The sequence below is a fragment of the Achromobacter sp. genome, assembly GCF_050285585.1.
In the GTDB taxonomy this organism is placed as follows: domain Bacteria; phylum Pseudomonadota; class Gammaproteobacteria; order Burkholderiales; family Burkholderiaceae_B; genus Achromobacter.
In genome coordinates this window covers 75,505-89,630 of record NZ_JBLZXF010000006.1, presented here as the reverse complement: position 1 = coordinate 89,630, position 14,126 = coordinate 75,505, and the positions used below count along the sequence as shown (strand labels likewise).

General features: G+C 66.6%; 12 protein-coding genes and 1 tRNA gene. 9 read left to right on the top strand and 4 right to left on the bottom strand.

Going from position 1 to position 14,126, the window contains the following annotated elements:
- The first annotated feature begins 10 nt into the window (after positions 1–10).
- Positions 11–86, top strand: a tRNA-His gene (locus tag ACN6PJ_RS10945).
- Between the two features lie 128 nt (positions 87–214).
- Here the strand turns inward: ACN6PJ_RS10945 and ACN6PJ_RS10940 are convergent.
- Positions 215–1,156 (bottom strand): LysR family transcriptional regulator, encoded by a 942-nt coding sequence (locus tag ACN6PJ_RS10940; RefSeq protein WP_427995883.1) that lies wholly within the window; start codon positions 1,154–1,156, stop codon positions 215–217.
- 129 nt (positions 1,157–1,285) lie between these two features.
- Here ACN6PJ_RS10940 and ACN6PJ_RS10935 point away from each other — a divergent pair, with 129 nt between their 5' ends.
- From ACN6PJ_RS10935 to ACN6PJ_RS10920, 4 genes are all read left to right on the top strand, one after another.
- Entirely contained in the window at positions 1,286–2,419 is a 1,134-nt protein-coding gene (locus ACN6PJ_RS10935) for an iron-containing alcohol dehydrogenase (protein ID WP_427995882.1), read from the top strand.
- A gap of 95 nt (positions 2,420–2,514) precedes the next feature.
- Positions 2,515–3,846 carry an MFS transporter gene (locus ACN6PJ_RS10930; RefSeq protein WP_427995881.1) on the top strand — a complete coding sequence of 444 codons (1,332 nt, stop codon included), beginning with the start codon at positions 2,515–2,517 and terminating at the stop codon, positions 3,844–3,846.
- A gap of 45 nt (positions 3,847–3,891) precedes the next feature.
- Positions 3,892–5,478 (top strand): aldehyde dehydrogenase (NADP(+)), encoded by a 1,587-nt coding sequence (locus ACN6PJ_RS10925; RefSeq protein WP_427995880.1) that lies wholly within the window; start codon positions 3,892–3,894, stop codon positions 5,476–5,478.
- A gap of 137 nt (positions 5,479–5,615) precedes the next feature.
- Entirely contained in the window at positions 5,616–6,533 is a 918-nt protein-coding gene (locus tag ACN6PJ_RS10920) for a transcriptional regulator GcvA (RefSeq protein WP_427995879.1), read from the top strand.
- A gap of 59 nt (positions 6,534–6,592) precedes the next feature.
- Here ACN6PJ_RS10920 and ACN6PJ_RS10915 read toward each other — a convergent pair whose 3' ends face one another.
- From ACN6PJ_RS10915 to ACN6PJ_RS10905, 3 genes are read right to left on the bottom strand one after another with little or no spacing between them, the layout of a single operon-like run.
- Positions 6,593–7,522, bottom strand: coding sequence for an amidohydrolase family protein (locus tag ACN6PJ_RS10915; RefSeq protein WP_427995878.1), 930 nt, complete (start codon positions 7,520–7,522; stop codon positions 6,593–6,595).
- Positions 7,523–7,562: 40 nt separating this feature from the next.
- The gene (locus ACN6PJ_RS10910; RefSeq protein ID WP_427995877.1) at positions 7,563–8,783 is read right to left on the bottom strand and encodes a CaiB/BaiF CoA transferase family protein; all 1,221 of its coding nucleotides are present in this window, start codon (positions 8,781–8,783) and stop codon (positions 7,563–7,565) included.
- A gap of 35 nt (positions 8,784–8,818) precedes the next feature.
- Positions 8,819–9,601, bottom strand: coding sequence for an enoyl-CoA hydratase-related protein (locus ACN6PJ_RS10905; RefSeq protein WP_427995876.1), 783 nt, complete (start codon positions 9,599–9,601; stop codon positions 8,819–8,821).
- Between the two features lie 271 nt (positions 9,602–9,872).
- Here ACN6PJ_RS10905 and ACN6PJ_RS10900 point away from each other — a divergent pair, with 271 nt between their 5' ends.
- The 4 genes from ACN6PJ_RS10900 to ACN6PJ_RS10885 are packed head-to-tail and all read left to right on the top strand — an operon-like array spanning position 9,873 to position 14,098.
- Positions 9,873–10,847 (top strand): Bug family tripartite tricarboxylate transporter substrate binding protein, encoded by a 975-nt coding sequence (locus ACN6PJ_RS10900; RefSeq protein WP_427995875.1) that lies wholly within the window; start codon positions 9,873–9,875, stop codon positions 10,845–10,847.
- A 2-nt stretch (positions 10,848–10,849) separates the two neighbouring features.
- A complete protein-coding gene (locus ACN6PJ_RS10895; protein WP_427995874.1) occupies positions 10,850–12,043 on the top strand; it encodes a fumarylacetoacetate hydrolase family protein in 1,194 nt (397 codons plus the stop codon).
- A 1-nt stretch (position 12,044) separates the two neighbouring features.
- Positions 12,045–12,956 carry an NAD(P)-dependent oxidoreductase gene (locus tag ACN6PJ_RS10890; protein ID WP_427995873.1) on the top strand — a complete coding sequence of 304 codons (912 nt, stop codon included), beginning with the start codon at positions 12,045–12,047 and terminating at the stop codon, positions 12,954–12,956.
- Positions 12,953–14,098, top strand: coding sequence for an alpha-hydroxy acid oxidase (locus ACN6PJ_RS10885; protein ID WP_427995872.1), 1,146 nt, complete (start codon positions 12,953–12,955; stop codon positions 14,096–14,098). Before ACN6PJ_RS10890 ends, ACN6PJ_RS10885 begins: the two co-directional genes overlap by 4 nt.
- Positions 14,099–14,126 lie beyond the last annotated feature (28 nt).

The following is a 14,126-nucleotide window of genomic DNA, read 5'->3' as shown; positions in this document are numbered from 1 at the left end:
AGTACCAGTGGTGGCTGTAGCTCAGTTGGTAGAGTCCCGGATTGTGATTCCGGTTGTCGTGGGTTCGAGTCCCATCAGCCACCCCACAGAATTCAAATGAAATCAGGCACTTACGCGAAAGCGAAGTGCCTTTTTTCTTTTCGGGCCCGGATTGCCGAATCAGGCGTTCCGGCAATGCTCACCCGCAATGCGCAAGGCGCGGGCGGCATTTCTTCTATGGGCCCGCATCCTCGTCTGCCGTCCACGCCGGCCCTCCTTTCCGGACCTTGTTCAGGGACTCGAGCAGCAGATTGAGCGTGGGACTGCGCTTTGGACCCTTCCTCAGTACCAATTCATAGGGTTCGCTGCGCGACTTAAGCCGCAGAGGCAGGACTCCGACGAGATCATGGCGGCAGAAGTAGTTCGCCACGTCGTCGGACACCAGGGCCACCAGATCGGTGTTGCGGCTGAGCAGGGACAGCGTCGTCAGCGTCGACGTGGTCTCGACCAGGTGCAGCGGAAAATTGAGCTGCGCCTCGTGGAACTCTCGTTCCAGCAGTCGGCGCATGGGCATATGCGCGCGATAGACAACCCACCGGCTGTCCTGCAGCTCGGTCAGTTCGACCGATTTCGCTCCGATGGCCGGGTGGTTCACATTCGCGATCACCGACAGCGTTTCGTCCTTGATGAAGAGCGATTCGTAGATGTCCGGATTCCTGCTCACCGAGGAGCGGCAGATGGCTGCATCCAGGCGGCCGCGATCCACCAGGTCCAGCAGGGTCTCGCTGGTGTCCTCCACGACCTCTATCGTCATGCGCGGCTGGTGTTCAAGCAGGTCGGAAATCGCATCGGTCAGCAGGGGCACCGCGCCCATGATCGTGCCGATCGCCAACCGCCCGCCCGCGCCACTGGCGATTGCATCCAGCTCAAACCTCAGGTTATTGATGTCGGCCTGGATCAGGCGCGCGAATCGCAATACGCACTTCCCGGCCTCATTAGGTATTAACCCTCGGTTCGTACGCTCGAAGAGCTCAACCTGAAAGGTCTGCTCCAGCTCGCGCAAAGCCTTGCTTGCTCCGGGCTGAGTGAGCCCTACTTTGTCGGCGGCGCCAAGCAGGGAGCCGCTTTCCTCGATGGCGATAAGCAGCCGCAGCTGCTTGGCATGCAGCCGTGACATCACGGAATTCAGGCTGGGAGTGGGGTTCACTATGAGTAAAAGTTATATCTCTATCGCAAGCTGTCAGTGTACCGAAACCCACTGTCTCCCTAGACTGCCTCCCGCAAACTGTTTTAACGAAGAGGCAATATGGCTGTGATCAATTACGTGACCGAAGTGCGTTTCGGCTCGGGCGTCCTGGCTGAACTGAAAGAGGTCTGCGACAAGCTGGGCATTGCGAATCCCTGCATCGTGACGGACAAGGGGGTGGAAGCGGCCGGCATCGTCGATAAGGTTCAATCCGTGCTCGGCCGGCAGAGCGCCGTTTTCAACGAGACGCCATCCAATCCGTCCGAATCGGCGGTGCGCGCAGGCGTCGAAGTCCTGAAGACGGCCGGCTGCGACGGTATCGTCGCCGTGGGCGGCGGCTCGTCCATCGATTTGGCCAAGGCCGTGGCGGTGGCCGCGCGGCATGAAGGCCCGCTGCGCCAGTTCGCGCTGATCGAGGGCGGGCTGCAGCGCATCACCGCCGCTACGCTGCCCATTGTCGCCATCCCCACTACCGCCGGCACCGGTAGCGAAGTCGGGCGGGGCGCCATCATCATTCTTGATGACGGCCGCAAGGTCGGCATCCTTTCCCCGTACGTCATTCCGAGGGTGGCGGTCTGCGACCCGGCGCTCACGCTGGGCCTGCCGGCAGGGCTCACGGCGGCAACCGGCATGGATGCGATTGCGCATTGCATCGAAACCTTTCTGGCTCCGGCGTTCAATCCGCCGGCGGACGGCATTGCCCTCGATGGGCTGTGGCGCGCTTGGCGCCACATCGAGCAGGCGTTCCACGAACCTTCCAATATCGAGGCGCGCACCAACATGATGAGCGCCTCCTTGCAGGGCGCGCTGGCGTTTCAGAAGGGCCTGGGATGCGTGCACAGTCTCAGCCATTCGTTGGGTGGCATCAACCCCAAGCTGCACCATGGCACGCTCAACGCCATCCTGTTGCCCGCAGTGATCCGCTACAACCGCGGCGCTGAATCGGTGGCGCGGGAGGACAAGATCGCCCGCCTGTCGCAGGCCATGGGCTTGCCGGCGTCGATAGCGATAGAGGATGCGCTGGTCGCCAAGTCCCAGGCGCTGCAACTGCCCACGGGCCTGGGGCAGCTGGGCGTGACGGAGGCGTTGTTCGACCGCATCGTGCACGGCGCGCTGGCCGACCACAGCCATCGCACCAATCCGCGGGAAGCCTCGGCCGCGGATTACGTCGAGATGCTGCGGCAGTCGATGTGACTTCCATTCAGGCGCGGCCCGGCGGCGGCAGCCCAGCCGCCGAGGGGTCCGCATGACGAAACAATAGTCAATCACAGAAAAATGCAGGTGGAGACATGAGTAGCGCCTCTTTCAATGCACTGGATTCCATGAGTTCCAAGGAGACCATGGTTCCGGATTCCGAGCGCCGCCGCGCACTCTTCGGGAGCGCCGTCGGCAGCACCATCGAATGGTATGACTATTTCCTCTACGGAACCATGTCATCCATTATCTTTGCCAAGCAGTTCTTTCCCAGCGACAACGCGCTGGTGAGCCAGATGCTGGCGCTGGCGACCTTCGCGCTGGCATTCCTGGTCCGGCCCCTGGGAGGCGTTATCTTTTCGCATATCGGCGATCGCGTCGGCCGCAAGAAGACGCTGGCGATGACGCTGTCCATAATGGGACTGTCCACCGTGCTCATGGGGCTGCTGCCCAATTACGCGCAGATCGGCCTCGCCGCGCCCATCCTGTTGACCCTGCTGCGCCTGCTGCAGGGGTTGGCGCTGGGAGGCGAGTGGGGCGGAGGAGTGTTGCTGGCGGTGGAATACTCGCCCCGTAACAAACGCGGCTTCTACGGCGCCGTGCCCCAGACCGGCGCGGTGCTGGGCCTGGCCCTGGGCAACATCATTACGTCGATGCTAAGCGCCGGCATGAGCGAGGAAGCCTTTCTGTCCTGGGGATGGCGCATTCCCTTCGTGGGTTCCATTGTGCTGGTGGCGGTCGGCATGTGGATCCGCAATGCCGTTGGCGAGACCCCTTCCTTCAAGAAGATCCAGGCCACGCGCAGCAGCGCGCGCATTCCGCTCAAGGAGACATTGCAGCACCACTGGCGCGAGGTGCTGATCGCCATCGGCGCGAAGGTCATCGAGACTTCGACCTTCTTCCTGTATGCGACCTTCACCGTTTCCTACATGATGGACCACGGTTTTGCGCGCTCGACGATCCTCAACATCGTGCTGGTCTGCGCGCTGATCGCGTTTCCCTTCATGCTGTTCTTCGGCCATCTGTCCGACAGGATAGGCCGCAAGAAGGTCTTTATCCTGGGCAGCCTGGCGTTCCTCGCCTGGATCTTCCCGTACTTCTGGCTGCTGGACCAGAAGTCCGTTCCGGCCGCGGCGCTGGCCATCGTCGTGGGCCTGGGCATCATCTGGGCCAGCTACGGCGCCATGATCGGGACGCTGCTGGCCGAAGCGTTCCCGGCGTCGATCCGCTACACCGGCATGTCGCTCGGCTACCAGATCGGGGCCGCGCTCGTGGGCGGCCCCATGCCCCTGATCGCCACCGCGCTGATCGCCTATTTCAGCGGCAGCTACGTGCCCGTGGTGCTCTTCCTCGCGGCCTGCGCGCTGGTCTCCATCGCGGCCGTGGCCATGGCGCGCGACCGCAGCGGCCAGCCGCTGGACGACTGAACCCTTTTTTTTCCGATTCCAACCATCCAACAGGAACCCTTTCTCATGCCACTCACCGGAGAAATGCTGATCGGCCATGGGGCCGTCCGCGGCCAGGCTGGCAGCCAGCGCGCCTTCAATCCCGCGGCCAATGCCGAGATCGCCGAGCCGCAATTCGGCCTCGGCTCGCGCGAGGATGTGGACCGTGCCGTGGACCTGGCCACCCGCGCCTTCGACCCCTATCGCAACTTGCCGCTGGAGCGCCGCGCCGCGTTCCTCGAAGCCATCGCCGACGAGATCATGGCGCTGGGCGATGCGCTGATCGAGCGCGCGCATGCCGAGAGCGGCCTGCCCGTGGCCCGCCTGACCGGCGAGCGCGCGCGCACCACCGGCCAGCTGCGGCTGTTCGCTCAGGTGGTGCGCGACGGGCATTTCCTGCGCGCCACCGTCGACACCGCCCAGCCCGAGCGCCAGCCGGCGCCGCGCGCCGACCTGCGCCTGGCCAAGATCCCGCTGGGCCCGGTGGCCGTGTTCGGCGCCAGCAATTTCCCGCTGGCCTTTTCGGTGGCCGGCGGCGATACCGCTTCCGCGCTCGCCGCGGGCGCGCCCGTCGTTGTGAAGGCGCATAGCGCGCACCTGGGCACCTCCGAGCTCGTCGGCCGCGCAATCCAGACGGCCGCGCAGCGGCTAGGGATGCCCGAGGGCGTCTTTTCGCTGCTGATCGGCGCCGGCCGGAACATCGGGGAGGCGCTCGTCGCCCATCCCGGCATCAAGGCCGTGGGCTTCACGGGTTCGCGCCAGGGCGGCCTGGCGCTGCTGCGCATCGCCAACAGCCGCCACGAGCCGATTCCGGTGTATGCCGAGATGAGCAGCATCAACCCCGTATTCCTGTTGCCGCAGGCGCTGGCGGCGCGGGCCGAGGCGCTGGCCCAGGGCTTCGCCGACTCGCTGACGATGGGCGCCGGCCAGTTCTGCACCAATCCCGGCCTGGTGCTCGCCATCGACGGACCGGACCTGCAACGCTTCGTGGACGCGGCCGGCAAGGCGCTGGGCGCCAAGGCGGCGCAGACCATGCTGACTCCCGGCATCCTCGCCGCCTACCTGGACGGCCGGGCGCAGGTGGATGCCCTGGAAGGCGTCGAGCGCGTGGCGTGCGGGGCGCCGGCCGCCGGACAGGCCAATGCCGCCCAGGCCGCGCTGTACGTGACGGACACCCAGCGCCTGTTGCGCACCCCGGCGCTGCAGGCCGAGATGTTCGGCCCCGCGTCGGTGGTGGTGAAGGCGCGCGGTGTCGACGAGCTGCTGGAGGTGGCCGATCTGCTCGAAGGCCAGCTCACGGCGACCCTGCTCCTGGACGAGGGCGATCACGACGCCGCGCGCCGCCTGCTGCCGGTGCTGGAGCGCAAGTGCGGCCGGATCCTGGCCAATGGCTTTCCGACCGGCGTCGAGGTCTGCCATGCGATGGTGCACGGCGGCCCGTTCCCGGCCACCTCCAACGCCATGTACTCGTCGGTCGGAACGAGCGCCATCGACCGGTTCCTGCGCCCGGTGTGCTACCAGGACATTCCGGACGCCTTGCTGCCGCCCGCCCTGCAAAACGCCAATCCGCAGGGCCTCTGGCGCCTGGTGAACGGCGCGGTGGCGCAGCCCTGAAGCGGGGTAGAATCCAGTCTCGCGGCGGCAATGGCATGCTGCCGCGCTCGGCCGCGGCCCGCAGCGGGCCATGTAAAGTCGCTCATTGGGCTCAATGAGCGGCTTTACGCCATTCCGGATGGATTCGCGCTTCTCTTATGGCTAGAAAAATTCCCCCTTTGAACCCGCTGCGCGCGTTTGAAGTCTCGGCGCGGCACATGAGCTTCACCAAAGCGGCGGAAGAACTGTTCGTGACGTCGTCGGCGGTCAGCCACCAGGTCAAGTCGCTGGAAGAAAACCTGGGTATTGCCTTGTTCGTCCGGGATTCCAAGACGCTCACGCTTACGCCGGCGGGCAAGGCGTATCTGCCGGGGGTGCAGGAGGCGTTCCGGCAGCTGGAGGTCGCGACCTATCAGTTGCACCGCGAGAAAAGCGCTTCGCTGCTCAAGATCAACCTGCCGCCGACGTTTGCCGTCAAGTGGCTGATTCCGCGCCTGAGCCGGTTCAGCCGCGAACACCCGGACCTGGACCTGAAAGTCTCCACCTCCAAGCTCATGGCGGACTTCTCCCGCGACGCCGTCGACATGGAGATCCGCTACGGACGCGGCGTATATGCCGGGCTGCATTCGGAAATGGTGCTGCCCGTGGAAGTGTTCGCCGTATGCAGCCCGGCGCTCCAGCAAGGGCCGCACCCCATCCACGGATTCGCGGACCTGAGGCATCACGTGCTGCTGCATGACGACAGCACCTACGACGATGTCAGCAACCCGAACTGGGCCACGTGGCTGGCGCACATGGGCGTGCACGACCTGGACGCGACGCGCGGGCCTTCCTTCTGGCCCAGCCATCTGGTGATCGACGCCGCGATCGACGGACAGGGCGTGGCGCTGGTCAAGAAAAGCTGGGTGCAGCAGGACCTGGCGTCCGGCAAGCTGGTGCGCCTGTTTCCGGCGCACAGCCTGCCCATCGAGTTTGCGTATTACCTGGTGTTTCCCCGCAATCGCCTGGGGGACCCGCGCATCGCGGCCTTCGTGGACTGGATGCACGAGGAACTGGCCAGGGACGGCCAGCCCTAGGGCCGGTTGACACGAAAAGGAGCCTCGCACCGGCCCGTAATCGCGGGGCGGGCTACCGCTCATTGCGCTTCCGCATGCATCCTGTAGAGGCGCGCCGCGTTGCCGGCCCACAGCGCATGCCGTTGCGCGGGGTCGAGGGGCGCGATGGCCTCGGCGAAGGCTGCCACGATGGCGGGGTACGTGGCGACCAGGCTGTCGACCGGGAAATTGCTGGCGAACATGCAGCGGTCGGCGCCGAAGATGGCGATGGCGCTGCGGATCACCGGAATGTTGGCCTCGGCGGACCAGGGCGTATCGCGCTGGCCCAGTCCCGATATCTTCAGGGCGGCATTGGGGGCCTGCGCCAGGGTTTCGAGCGCTTTCCTCCAGCCTGCCAGGCCCTGTTCGCTGCGGTCCGAGGGCAGGCCCGTGTGATTGAGTATCAGGGTGGTCGCCGGAAAATCGCGCGCCAGCGCCAGCGCCTGCTCCAGGTGCCACCATGGCGCCTGGAGGTCGAACGACAAGCCGAATTGCTGCAGCAAGGCATATCCGTCGCGCCAGCGCGCGTCGTCCATCGAACCCGGCGCGCCGCGCCGGCACTCGCCGGCCCGCGCCGATACCGCGGGCTTGTGGCGAATGCCTCGGACCATGTCGAAGGCGGCCTGCGCCGCCAGGACCTGCCTGGCGTCGGCAGCGCCCAGGTCCGCGTGCGCGACCACGACGGAAGGCCGCCGGTAGCGCTGCGCCAGCGAGGCCAGCCAGCGCGTCTCGTCGACCGGCGTGCCGCGGTCCCATTCCGCTTCGATATGGACCGTGGCCATCGGCGCGCAGCCCCGGGTGTCCGCCGTGAAGTCGTCGGGCAGATAGTTGCGCTGGAGCGCCGTGTAGCTGCCGTAACGGAAGTCTGCGAGGGTCTCGCCCTGCAGCCAGGGATAGGGATTGCGCCCGATGTCCCAGAAGTGGTGGTGCGCGTCGATGAATGCCGGAACGTCGGTGGTTGCTGTGGTCATGGCCGTGAGGAGCCGCAGGAGATCGTTGGAAATGTACCGCTTATGCGGCCACGGCGGTTCTGCCCTGCGGGCCGAAGGCGCCGGCGGTCTGCAGTTGCTCGATGCGCTCGGGAGACAGGCCGAGTTCGGAGAACACCTCCGCGGTGTGCGCGCCGAGCAGGGGCGCCGGGCGGCGGATCTGCTGTGGCGTGCCCCGCAGCTTGACGGGAAAGCCCAGCATCTTGACCTTGCCCTCGACCGGATGATCCACCTCCACGACCATGTCCCGGGCCTTGGCCTGTTCGCAGTCCAGGGCTTCCTCGTAGTTCTGGATCGGCGCGGCCGGCACGCCGGCCGCCAGCAGCAGTTCGACCCATTCGGCGGCGGGGCGGCGGGCGAACTCCTTTTCCAGCAACTCGATCAGCGGTTTCCGGTTCTTGAGCCGCTCCACGTTGTTGGTAAAGCGCGGATCGGCCAGCAGGTCCTCGCGTTCGATCACCCCGCACAACGCCGCCCACAGCTTGGGGTTGGCGGCGCCGATCACCAGATGGCGGTCCGCGGCGCGGATGGCCTGGTAGGGCGCGCTCATGCGGTTGGCGCTGCCCAGCGGGGTCGGCAGGCGGGAGGTGCCCCAGAATTCGGCGGTTTCCCAGATCGACAGCCCCAGCGCGGTCTCGAACAGCGAGGCGTCGATGTACTGGCCCAGGCCCGTCTGCTCGCGGCCGATCACGGCGCTCAGGATGGCGTACGAGGCAAACAGCGCCGCGCCCAGGTCCGCAAAGGGGACGCTGGACTTCATGGGCGCGCCGCCGGGCTCGCCCATCACGCTCATGGCCCCGCAGCTGGCCTGCGCAATCAGGTCCAGGCCGGGGCGCAGCGCCCAGGGGCCGGTCTGGCCGAAGCCGGAGATGCTCGCGTAGACCAGGCGCGGATTGATGGCCTGCAGCGTGGGGTAGTCGATCTTCAGCCGGGCGGCCACGCCCGGGCGGTTGTTCTCCACCAGCACGTCGGCGCTGCGCACCAGCTCGTAGAAGGCTTCGAGCCCCTGCGGGTTCTTCAGATCGATCTCGACGCTGCGCTTGTTGCGGTTCAAGGCGATGAAGCCGCCGCTGTCCTCGCCCTTGAGCTTGAAGCCCATGGCGCGGCGGGTCTGGTCGCCAACGCCGGGCGTTTCGACCTTGATCACGTCGGCGCCCATGTCGCCCAAGAGCATGCAGCAATAGGGGCCCGCCATGATCTGGCTGACGTCGAGTACGCGGATTCGGGAAAGGGGAAGAGTCATTGCAATCGGAAGCGTGGGAATGATGAGGAAAGGGGTCAGCGGCCGACAAAGGCGGGACGCTGCTTGGCCAGGAAGGCGCGGTAGCCGATCTGGAAATCCTCGGTCTCGAAGCAGTCGTACGCCACTTCCTGTTCCGAGGCGCTCAGCGGTTCGGGGCGAGCCAGCCGCCGGACGAATTCCTTGTGCCAGCGCGCGACCAGCGGCGCGCCGGCGGCGATGCGCCGGGCGGCCGCCGCGCCTTCCTCCAGCACCGACGCGTCGGGCACCACCCGGTTGACGAGACCTTTGCGCAGGGCTTCGGCCGCGTCGAATACGCGGCCTTCCAGCACGATCTCCAGGGCCACGGCGCGGCCGGCCAATGCCACGAGGCCGCCCAGCTCGCCGTAGGACATCACCAGGCCCAGCCGGTTGATCGGCGCGCCGAAGCGGCTGGATTCCCCGCAGATGCGCATGTCGCAGACCGAGGCCAGCTCCAGCCCGCCGCCCACGCAGGCTCCCTGGATGACCGCAAGCGTGGGGTGGCGGCTGGCCGAGACGGCCTGCATGGCCCGGTGCGTCACCTGGCCGTAGGCCATGGCCTGCGCCTTGTTCAGGCGGGTGCGTGGAAATTCCTCGATGTCCGCGCCCGCCGAGAAGGCGCGGTCGCCGGCGCCCTGAACGACAATGCAGCGCACCGAATCGTCGGCATCCAGCTCCTGCATCAGATCGCCCAGGCGCTGCCACATTTCCAGGTTCATGGCGTTCATCTTGAGCGGATTGTTCAGCGTGAGGGTGACGATCTGCCGTTCGTCGCGGGAGAGGAGGATTGCGTCTTCCATGGATCAAGTGCCTTTGTCGAGTGGGGCGACGTTGCCATCGCATGCGAAAAGTGTAGGTAGGCCGGCAGGCGTCCTCAACCGAGAAAAACTGGGCGTCAGCCCAAGAAAAACTCAGCGTGCGATGCATGAGAAAAACTTGGCGATCGCCTGAAATATTCCACGTTGTTCCGCCAAATCGCGGCTCCTATACTTTTTTCGACGAAAGCCTGAAGAGGCCATCCGGACCTCATCAAAGAAGCAGGCGCAGAGCTGGAAACCAAGGAGACGAGACATGCTACGACGCCAATTTCTGGTCGCGGCCGGCCTGACCGCCGTGCACGGCCTGACCCTTGCCGGCAGCGCGGGAGCGCTGCTGCCCAGATCCCCCATCCGTATCGTGGTGGGGTTTCCGCCGGGGGGAGGAACGGACGTCGTGACCCGGGTCCTGGCCCAGCAACTGGCCAGCCGCTGGGGGCGTTCCGTCGTCGTCGAAAACAAGACCGGGGCCGCGGGCGTGATCGCGGCCGAGTATGTGGCGAAGCAGCCGGCGGACGGGACGACGCTGCTGATGACCAATTTCAGCAACCACGTGGTGGCGCCCAATCTGTATCCCAATATCGGCTACGTCGTCGAGCGCGATTTCACGCCCATCACCCTGGTGGGCACCACACCCTGCCTGCTCGTCTGCCGCAAGGCGCTGCCGGCGCAGACGCTCGAGGCCATCGTGCAGCGATGCAAGGAGCAGCCCGGGACGGTGAGCTTCGGCTCGTCGGGCGCCGGATCGATACAGCACCTGGCGCTGGAGATGTTCCAGCTGCGCGCGGGCGTGAAGGCCTTGCACATCCCGTATCGAGGCTCGGCGCCTATGATCTCGGACCTGATGGGCGGCCAGATCGACTACAGCTTTGAAACCATGGCGTCCGCTTCGCCTCACGTCCAGAGCGGAGCGGTGGTTCCCATCGCCCAGACCAGCCTCAGGCGCGCCAAGGCGCAGCCTTCGGTTCCGACGCTGGCCGAAAGCGGATATCCGGGTTTCGATGCGCGAGTCTGGTATGGAATCGTGGGGCCGGGCGGCATGTCCGAGGCCTTGGTCCAGGCGATGAGCCAGGATATCAACGAGGCGCTGTCGGTGCCGGCGGTGGCCGAGAAGCTGGTTTCGCTCGGCGCGGAGGACGGAGGCGGCTCGCCGGCCCAGTTCGCGTCGTTCATCGCCAGCGAGAAAACCAAGTGGGCCCAAGTGATTCGCGATGCAAAGGTAACTGTCTAGAGATGAATACGGAAAAGTTTGTCATCGAACGCAGCCTGCCCCAAGACCTGGCGGCGGCTGCCCTGGTGGGCCGGGTATGGCGCCCGGCGGGCGCGGATGGCCGCCTGGAGGGCCCGTGCGTCGTGGCCGTGCGGGACGGCCGCCTGGTCGACCTGAGCGCGCACGCGCCCACCCTGTCCGCGCTGCTGGAGCGCGACGACCGCCTGCAGCTTGCCGCAAGTGCCGCTGGCGAGGACCTGGGGCCGGTGGCGGACTGGCTGGCAAGCAGCCTGCGCCATGGCGGCGATCCGCAGCATCCCCATTTGCTGGCGCCTTGCGATCTGCAGGTCGTCAAGGCGGCGGGCGTCACTTTCGCGGCCAGCATGCTGGAGCGCGTGATCGAAGAGCAGGCCAGGGGCGAGCCCGAGAAGGCGCATGCCATCCGGGCTTCGATGACCGCCATCGTGGGAGAAGACCTTTCGGCCATCGAGCCGGGCTCCGACGAGGCGCGCAAGCTCAAGGAGGTGCTGTCCGCCCAGGGCCTGTGGTCGCAGTACCTCGAGGTCGGCATCGGGCCGGACGCCGAAGTGTTCACCAAGGCCGCCCCGCTGTCTTCGGTGGGGCACTGCACGGCGGTGGGCCTGCATCCGGCATCGCATTGGAACAATCCGGAACCGGAGATCGTGCTGGCGGTGAACGCGCGCGGCGAGATCGTGGGCGCCGCGCTGGGCAACGATGTGAACCTGCGGGACTTTGAGGGGCGCAGCGCGCTGCTTCTCGGCAAGGCCAAGGACAACAATGCCTCCTGCGCCATCGGGCCGTTCGTGCGCCTGCTGGATACGCACTTCACGCTGGAGGACATCGCCGCCGCCGAGGTGCAGATGACGGTTTCCGGCGCCGACGGTTTCGTCCTGCAAGGCAGCAGTTCCATGCAGTGCATCAGCCGTTCGCCCGAAAGCCTGGTCAGGCATGCCATGGGCCGCCATCACCAGTATCCCGACGGCATTTTCCTGTTTTGCGGAACCATGTTTGCGCCGACCGAGGACCGCGGCGCGCCGGGGGCGGGTTTTACCCACCATGCGGACGACCAAGTATGCATCTACAGCGCCCGCTTGGGCGGATTGTTCAATCCGGTCGGGCTCAGCGATCGCCTGCCGCCCTGGACCTTCGGCATCGGCGCGCTGATGCGCAATCTCGCCGCGAGAAAGCTGATCTGATATGAGTCTGCCCAGCATTGGTTTTATCGGGATCGGCCTGATGGGCGAAGCGATGACGCTGCGCCTGCGCGACCTCGGCTACCCGGTCTTCGTCTGGAACCGCGAGCCCGAGCGGCTGGCCTCCGTGGCGGCAGCGGGGGCCGTTCCCCTGGCATCGCCGGCGCAGGTTGCCCGCCGGAGCGACGTGGTGCTGATGTGCGTGCTCGACGACGCGGCCGTCGACGTCTGCACCCGGGGCCCGCAGGGCATCGCGCAGGCCGACGCGGGAACGGGAAAGCTGATCGTCGACTTCTCGACCATCAAGCCCGACACCACGCGGGACCTGGCGAGGCATGCGCTTGAACACGCGGGCATGCGGTGGATCGACGCGCCGGTCTCCGGCGGGCCGCAAGCCGCGCGCGACGGTCAGCTCACCATCATGGCGGGCGCGAGCCCGGCGGACTTCGAGCGGGCTCGCCCGCTGCTGGAGGCGCTGGGCGGCCAGGTGACACGCATGGGGCCCGTCGGCGCCGGCCAGACGGCGAAGATCATCAACCAGGCCATCGTCGGCGCGGGCTTTGTGCTGATGAGCGAGGCCGCGCTGCTCGCGGAGGCTTCGGGCATCGACGCCGCGCGGCTGCCCGTCTGCCTGAAGGGCGGGTTCGCGGACAGCGTGCTGCTGCAGAAGGTCTACCCCCGCATCCATGAGCGCCGCTTCGATCCCCCCATCGGCTATGCGCGCCAGCTGTCCAAGGACATGGACGCCGTGCAGGCATACGCCCGGGAGGCGGGTTGCGACCTGCCGATGGTGGAGGCGGCAGCCGGCCTGTTTGCGCGCTACGTCGCGGCGGGCGCGGCGCTGGCCGACTCGGCTTCCATCATCCGCCTCTACGAAATGGGGCTGTCCCGCGGCGACGAGGGAGAGGGCGCATGAGGCAGACCATCACCTGCGTCGAGGATCTGCGCGTGCTGGCGCAAAAGCGCGTGCCGCGGATGTTCTACGACTATGTGGACGTGGGCTCGTGGACGGAGAGCACCTACAGGGCCAATACCGCGGACTTCCAGCGGATCCTGCTGCGCCAGCGGGTGGCGCGCGATCTGTCGCGGCGCTCCCTGCGTTCGACCATGGCGGGGCAGGAGGTGGCGATGCCGGTGGCCATCGCGCCCACGGGCCTCACGGGCATGCAGCACGCCGATGGCGAAATCCTGGCCGCCCGGGCGGCCAAGGCGTTCGGCGTGCCGTTCACCCTGTCCACGGTCAGCATCTGCTCCATCGAGGACGTGGCGGAGGGCACGGGCGGACATCCCTTCTGGTTTCAGCTGTATGTGATGCGCGACCGCAAGTTCGTGCAGCGGCTGATCGAACGGGCCAGCGCCGCGCAGTGCTCCGCGCTGGTGGTGACGCTCGACCTGCAGATCAGCGGCCAGCGCCACAAGGACCTGAAGAACGGTCTGTCGGCGCCGCCCAAGCTCAGCCTGCTCAACCTGCTGAACATGGCCGGCAAGCCGCGCTGGTGCCTGGGCATGCTGGGTACCCGGCGGCATACCTTCGGCAACATCATCGGCCACGTCGACGGCGTCGATAGCATGACGTCGCTGGCCGAATGGAGTTCGCAGCAGTACGACCCCGCGTTGAGCTGGGACGACATCGCCTGGATCCGCCGGCTGTGGAAGGGCAAGCTGATCCTGAAGGGCATCCAGGACGTGGAAGACGCGCGGCTGGCCGCGGCCAGCGGCGCGGACGCCCTGATCGTTTCCAATCACGGCGGGCGGCAGCTGGACGGCGCGCCGTCCTCCATCCGCGCATTGCCGGCGATCGCCGAGGCGGTGGGCCGGCATATCGAGGTCCATATGGACGGGGGCGTGCGTTCGGGCCAGGACGTGCTCAAGGCCATCGCCCTGGGCGCCAAGGGGGTCTATATCGGCCGCGCCATGCTCTACGGCCTGGGCGCCATGGGGGAGCAGGGCGTGGCCCGGACGCTGGAAATCATCCGCAAGGAACTCGATCTGACGATGGCGTTCTGCGGCAAAACGGACATCCGGGACGTGGACGCATCCATCCTGCTTCCCACCTGAATGCCAATCTTGAACATAAGAAAACTGG

Coding starts and splice junctions, on each gene's coding strand:
- ACN6PJ_RS10885 (WP_427995872.1), top strand. CDS start 12,953: ATGAGGCAGACCATCACCTGCGTCGAGGATCTGCGCGTGCTGGCGCAA.
- ACN6PJ_RS10905 (WP_427995876.1), bottom strand. CDS start 9,601: ATGGAAGACGCAATCCTCCTCTCCCGCGACGAACGGCAGATCGTCACC.
- ACN6PJ_RS10930 (WP_427995881.1), top strand. CDS start 2,515: ATGAGTAGCGCCTCTTTCAATGCACTGGATTCCATGAGTTCCAAGGAG.
- ACN6PJ_RS10940 (WP_427995883.1), bottom strand. CDS start 1,156: ATGTCACGGCTGCATGCCAAGCAGCTGCGGCTGCTTATCGCCATCGAG.
- ACN6PJ_RS10925 (WP_427995880.1), top strand. CDS start 3,892: ATGCCACTCACCGGAGAAATGCTGATCGGCCATGGGGCCGTCCGCGGC.
- ACN6PJ_RS10895 (WP_427995874.1), top strand. CDS start 10,850: ATGAATACGGAAAAGTTTGTCATCGAACGCAGCCTGCCCCAAGACCTG.
- ACN6PJ_RS10890 (WP_427995873.1), top strand. CDS start 12,045: ATGAGTCTGCCCAGCATTGGTTTTATCGGGATCGGCCTGATGGGCGAA.
- ACN6PJ_RS10935 (WP_427995882.1), top strand. CDS start 1,286: ATGGCTGTGATCAATTACGTGACCGAAGTGCGTTTCGGCTCGGGCGTC.
- ACN6PJ_RS10900 (WP_427995875.1), top strand. CDS start 9,873: ATGCTACGACGCCAATTTCTGGTCGCGGCCGGCCTGACCGCCGTGCAC.
- ACN6PJ_RS10920 (WP_427995879.1), top strand. CDS start 5,616: ATGGCTAGAAAAATTCCCCCTTTGAACCCGCTGCGCGCGTTTGAAGTC.
- ACN6PJ_RS10915 (WP_427995878.1), bottom strand. CDS start 7,522: ATGACCACAGCAACCACCGACGTTCCGGCATTCATCGACGCGCACCAC.
- ACN6PJ_RS10910 (WP_427995877.1), bottom strand. CDS start 8,783: ATGACTCTTCCCCTTTCCCGAATCCGCGTACTCGACGTCAGCCAGATC.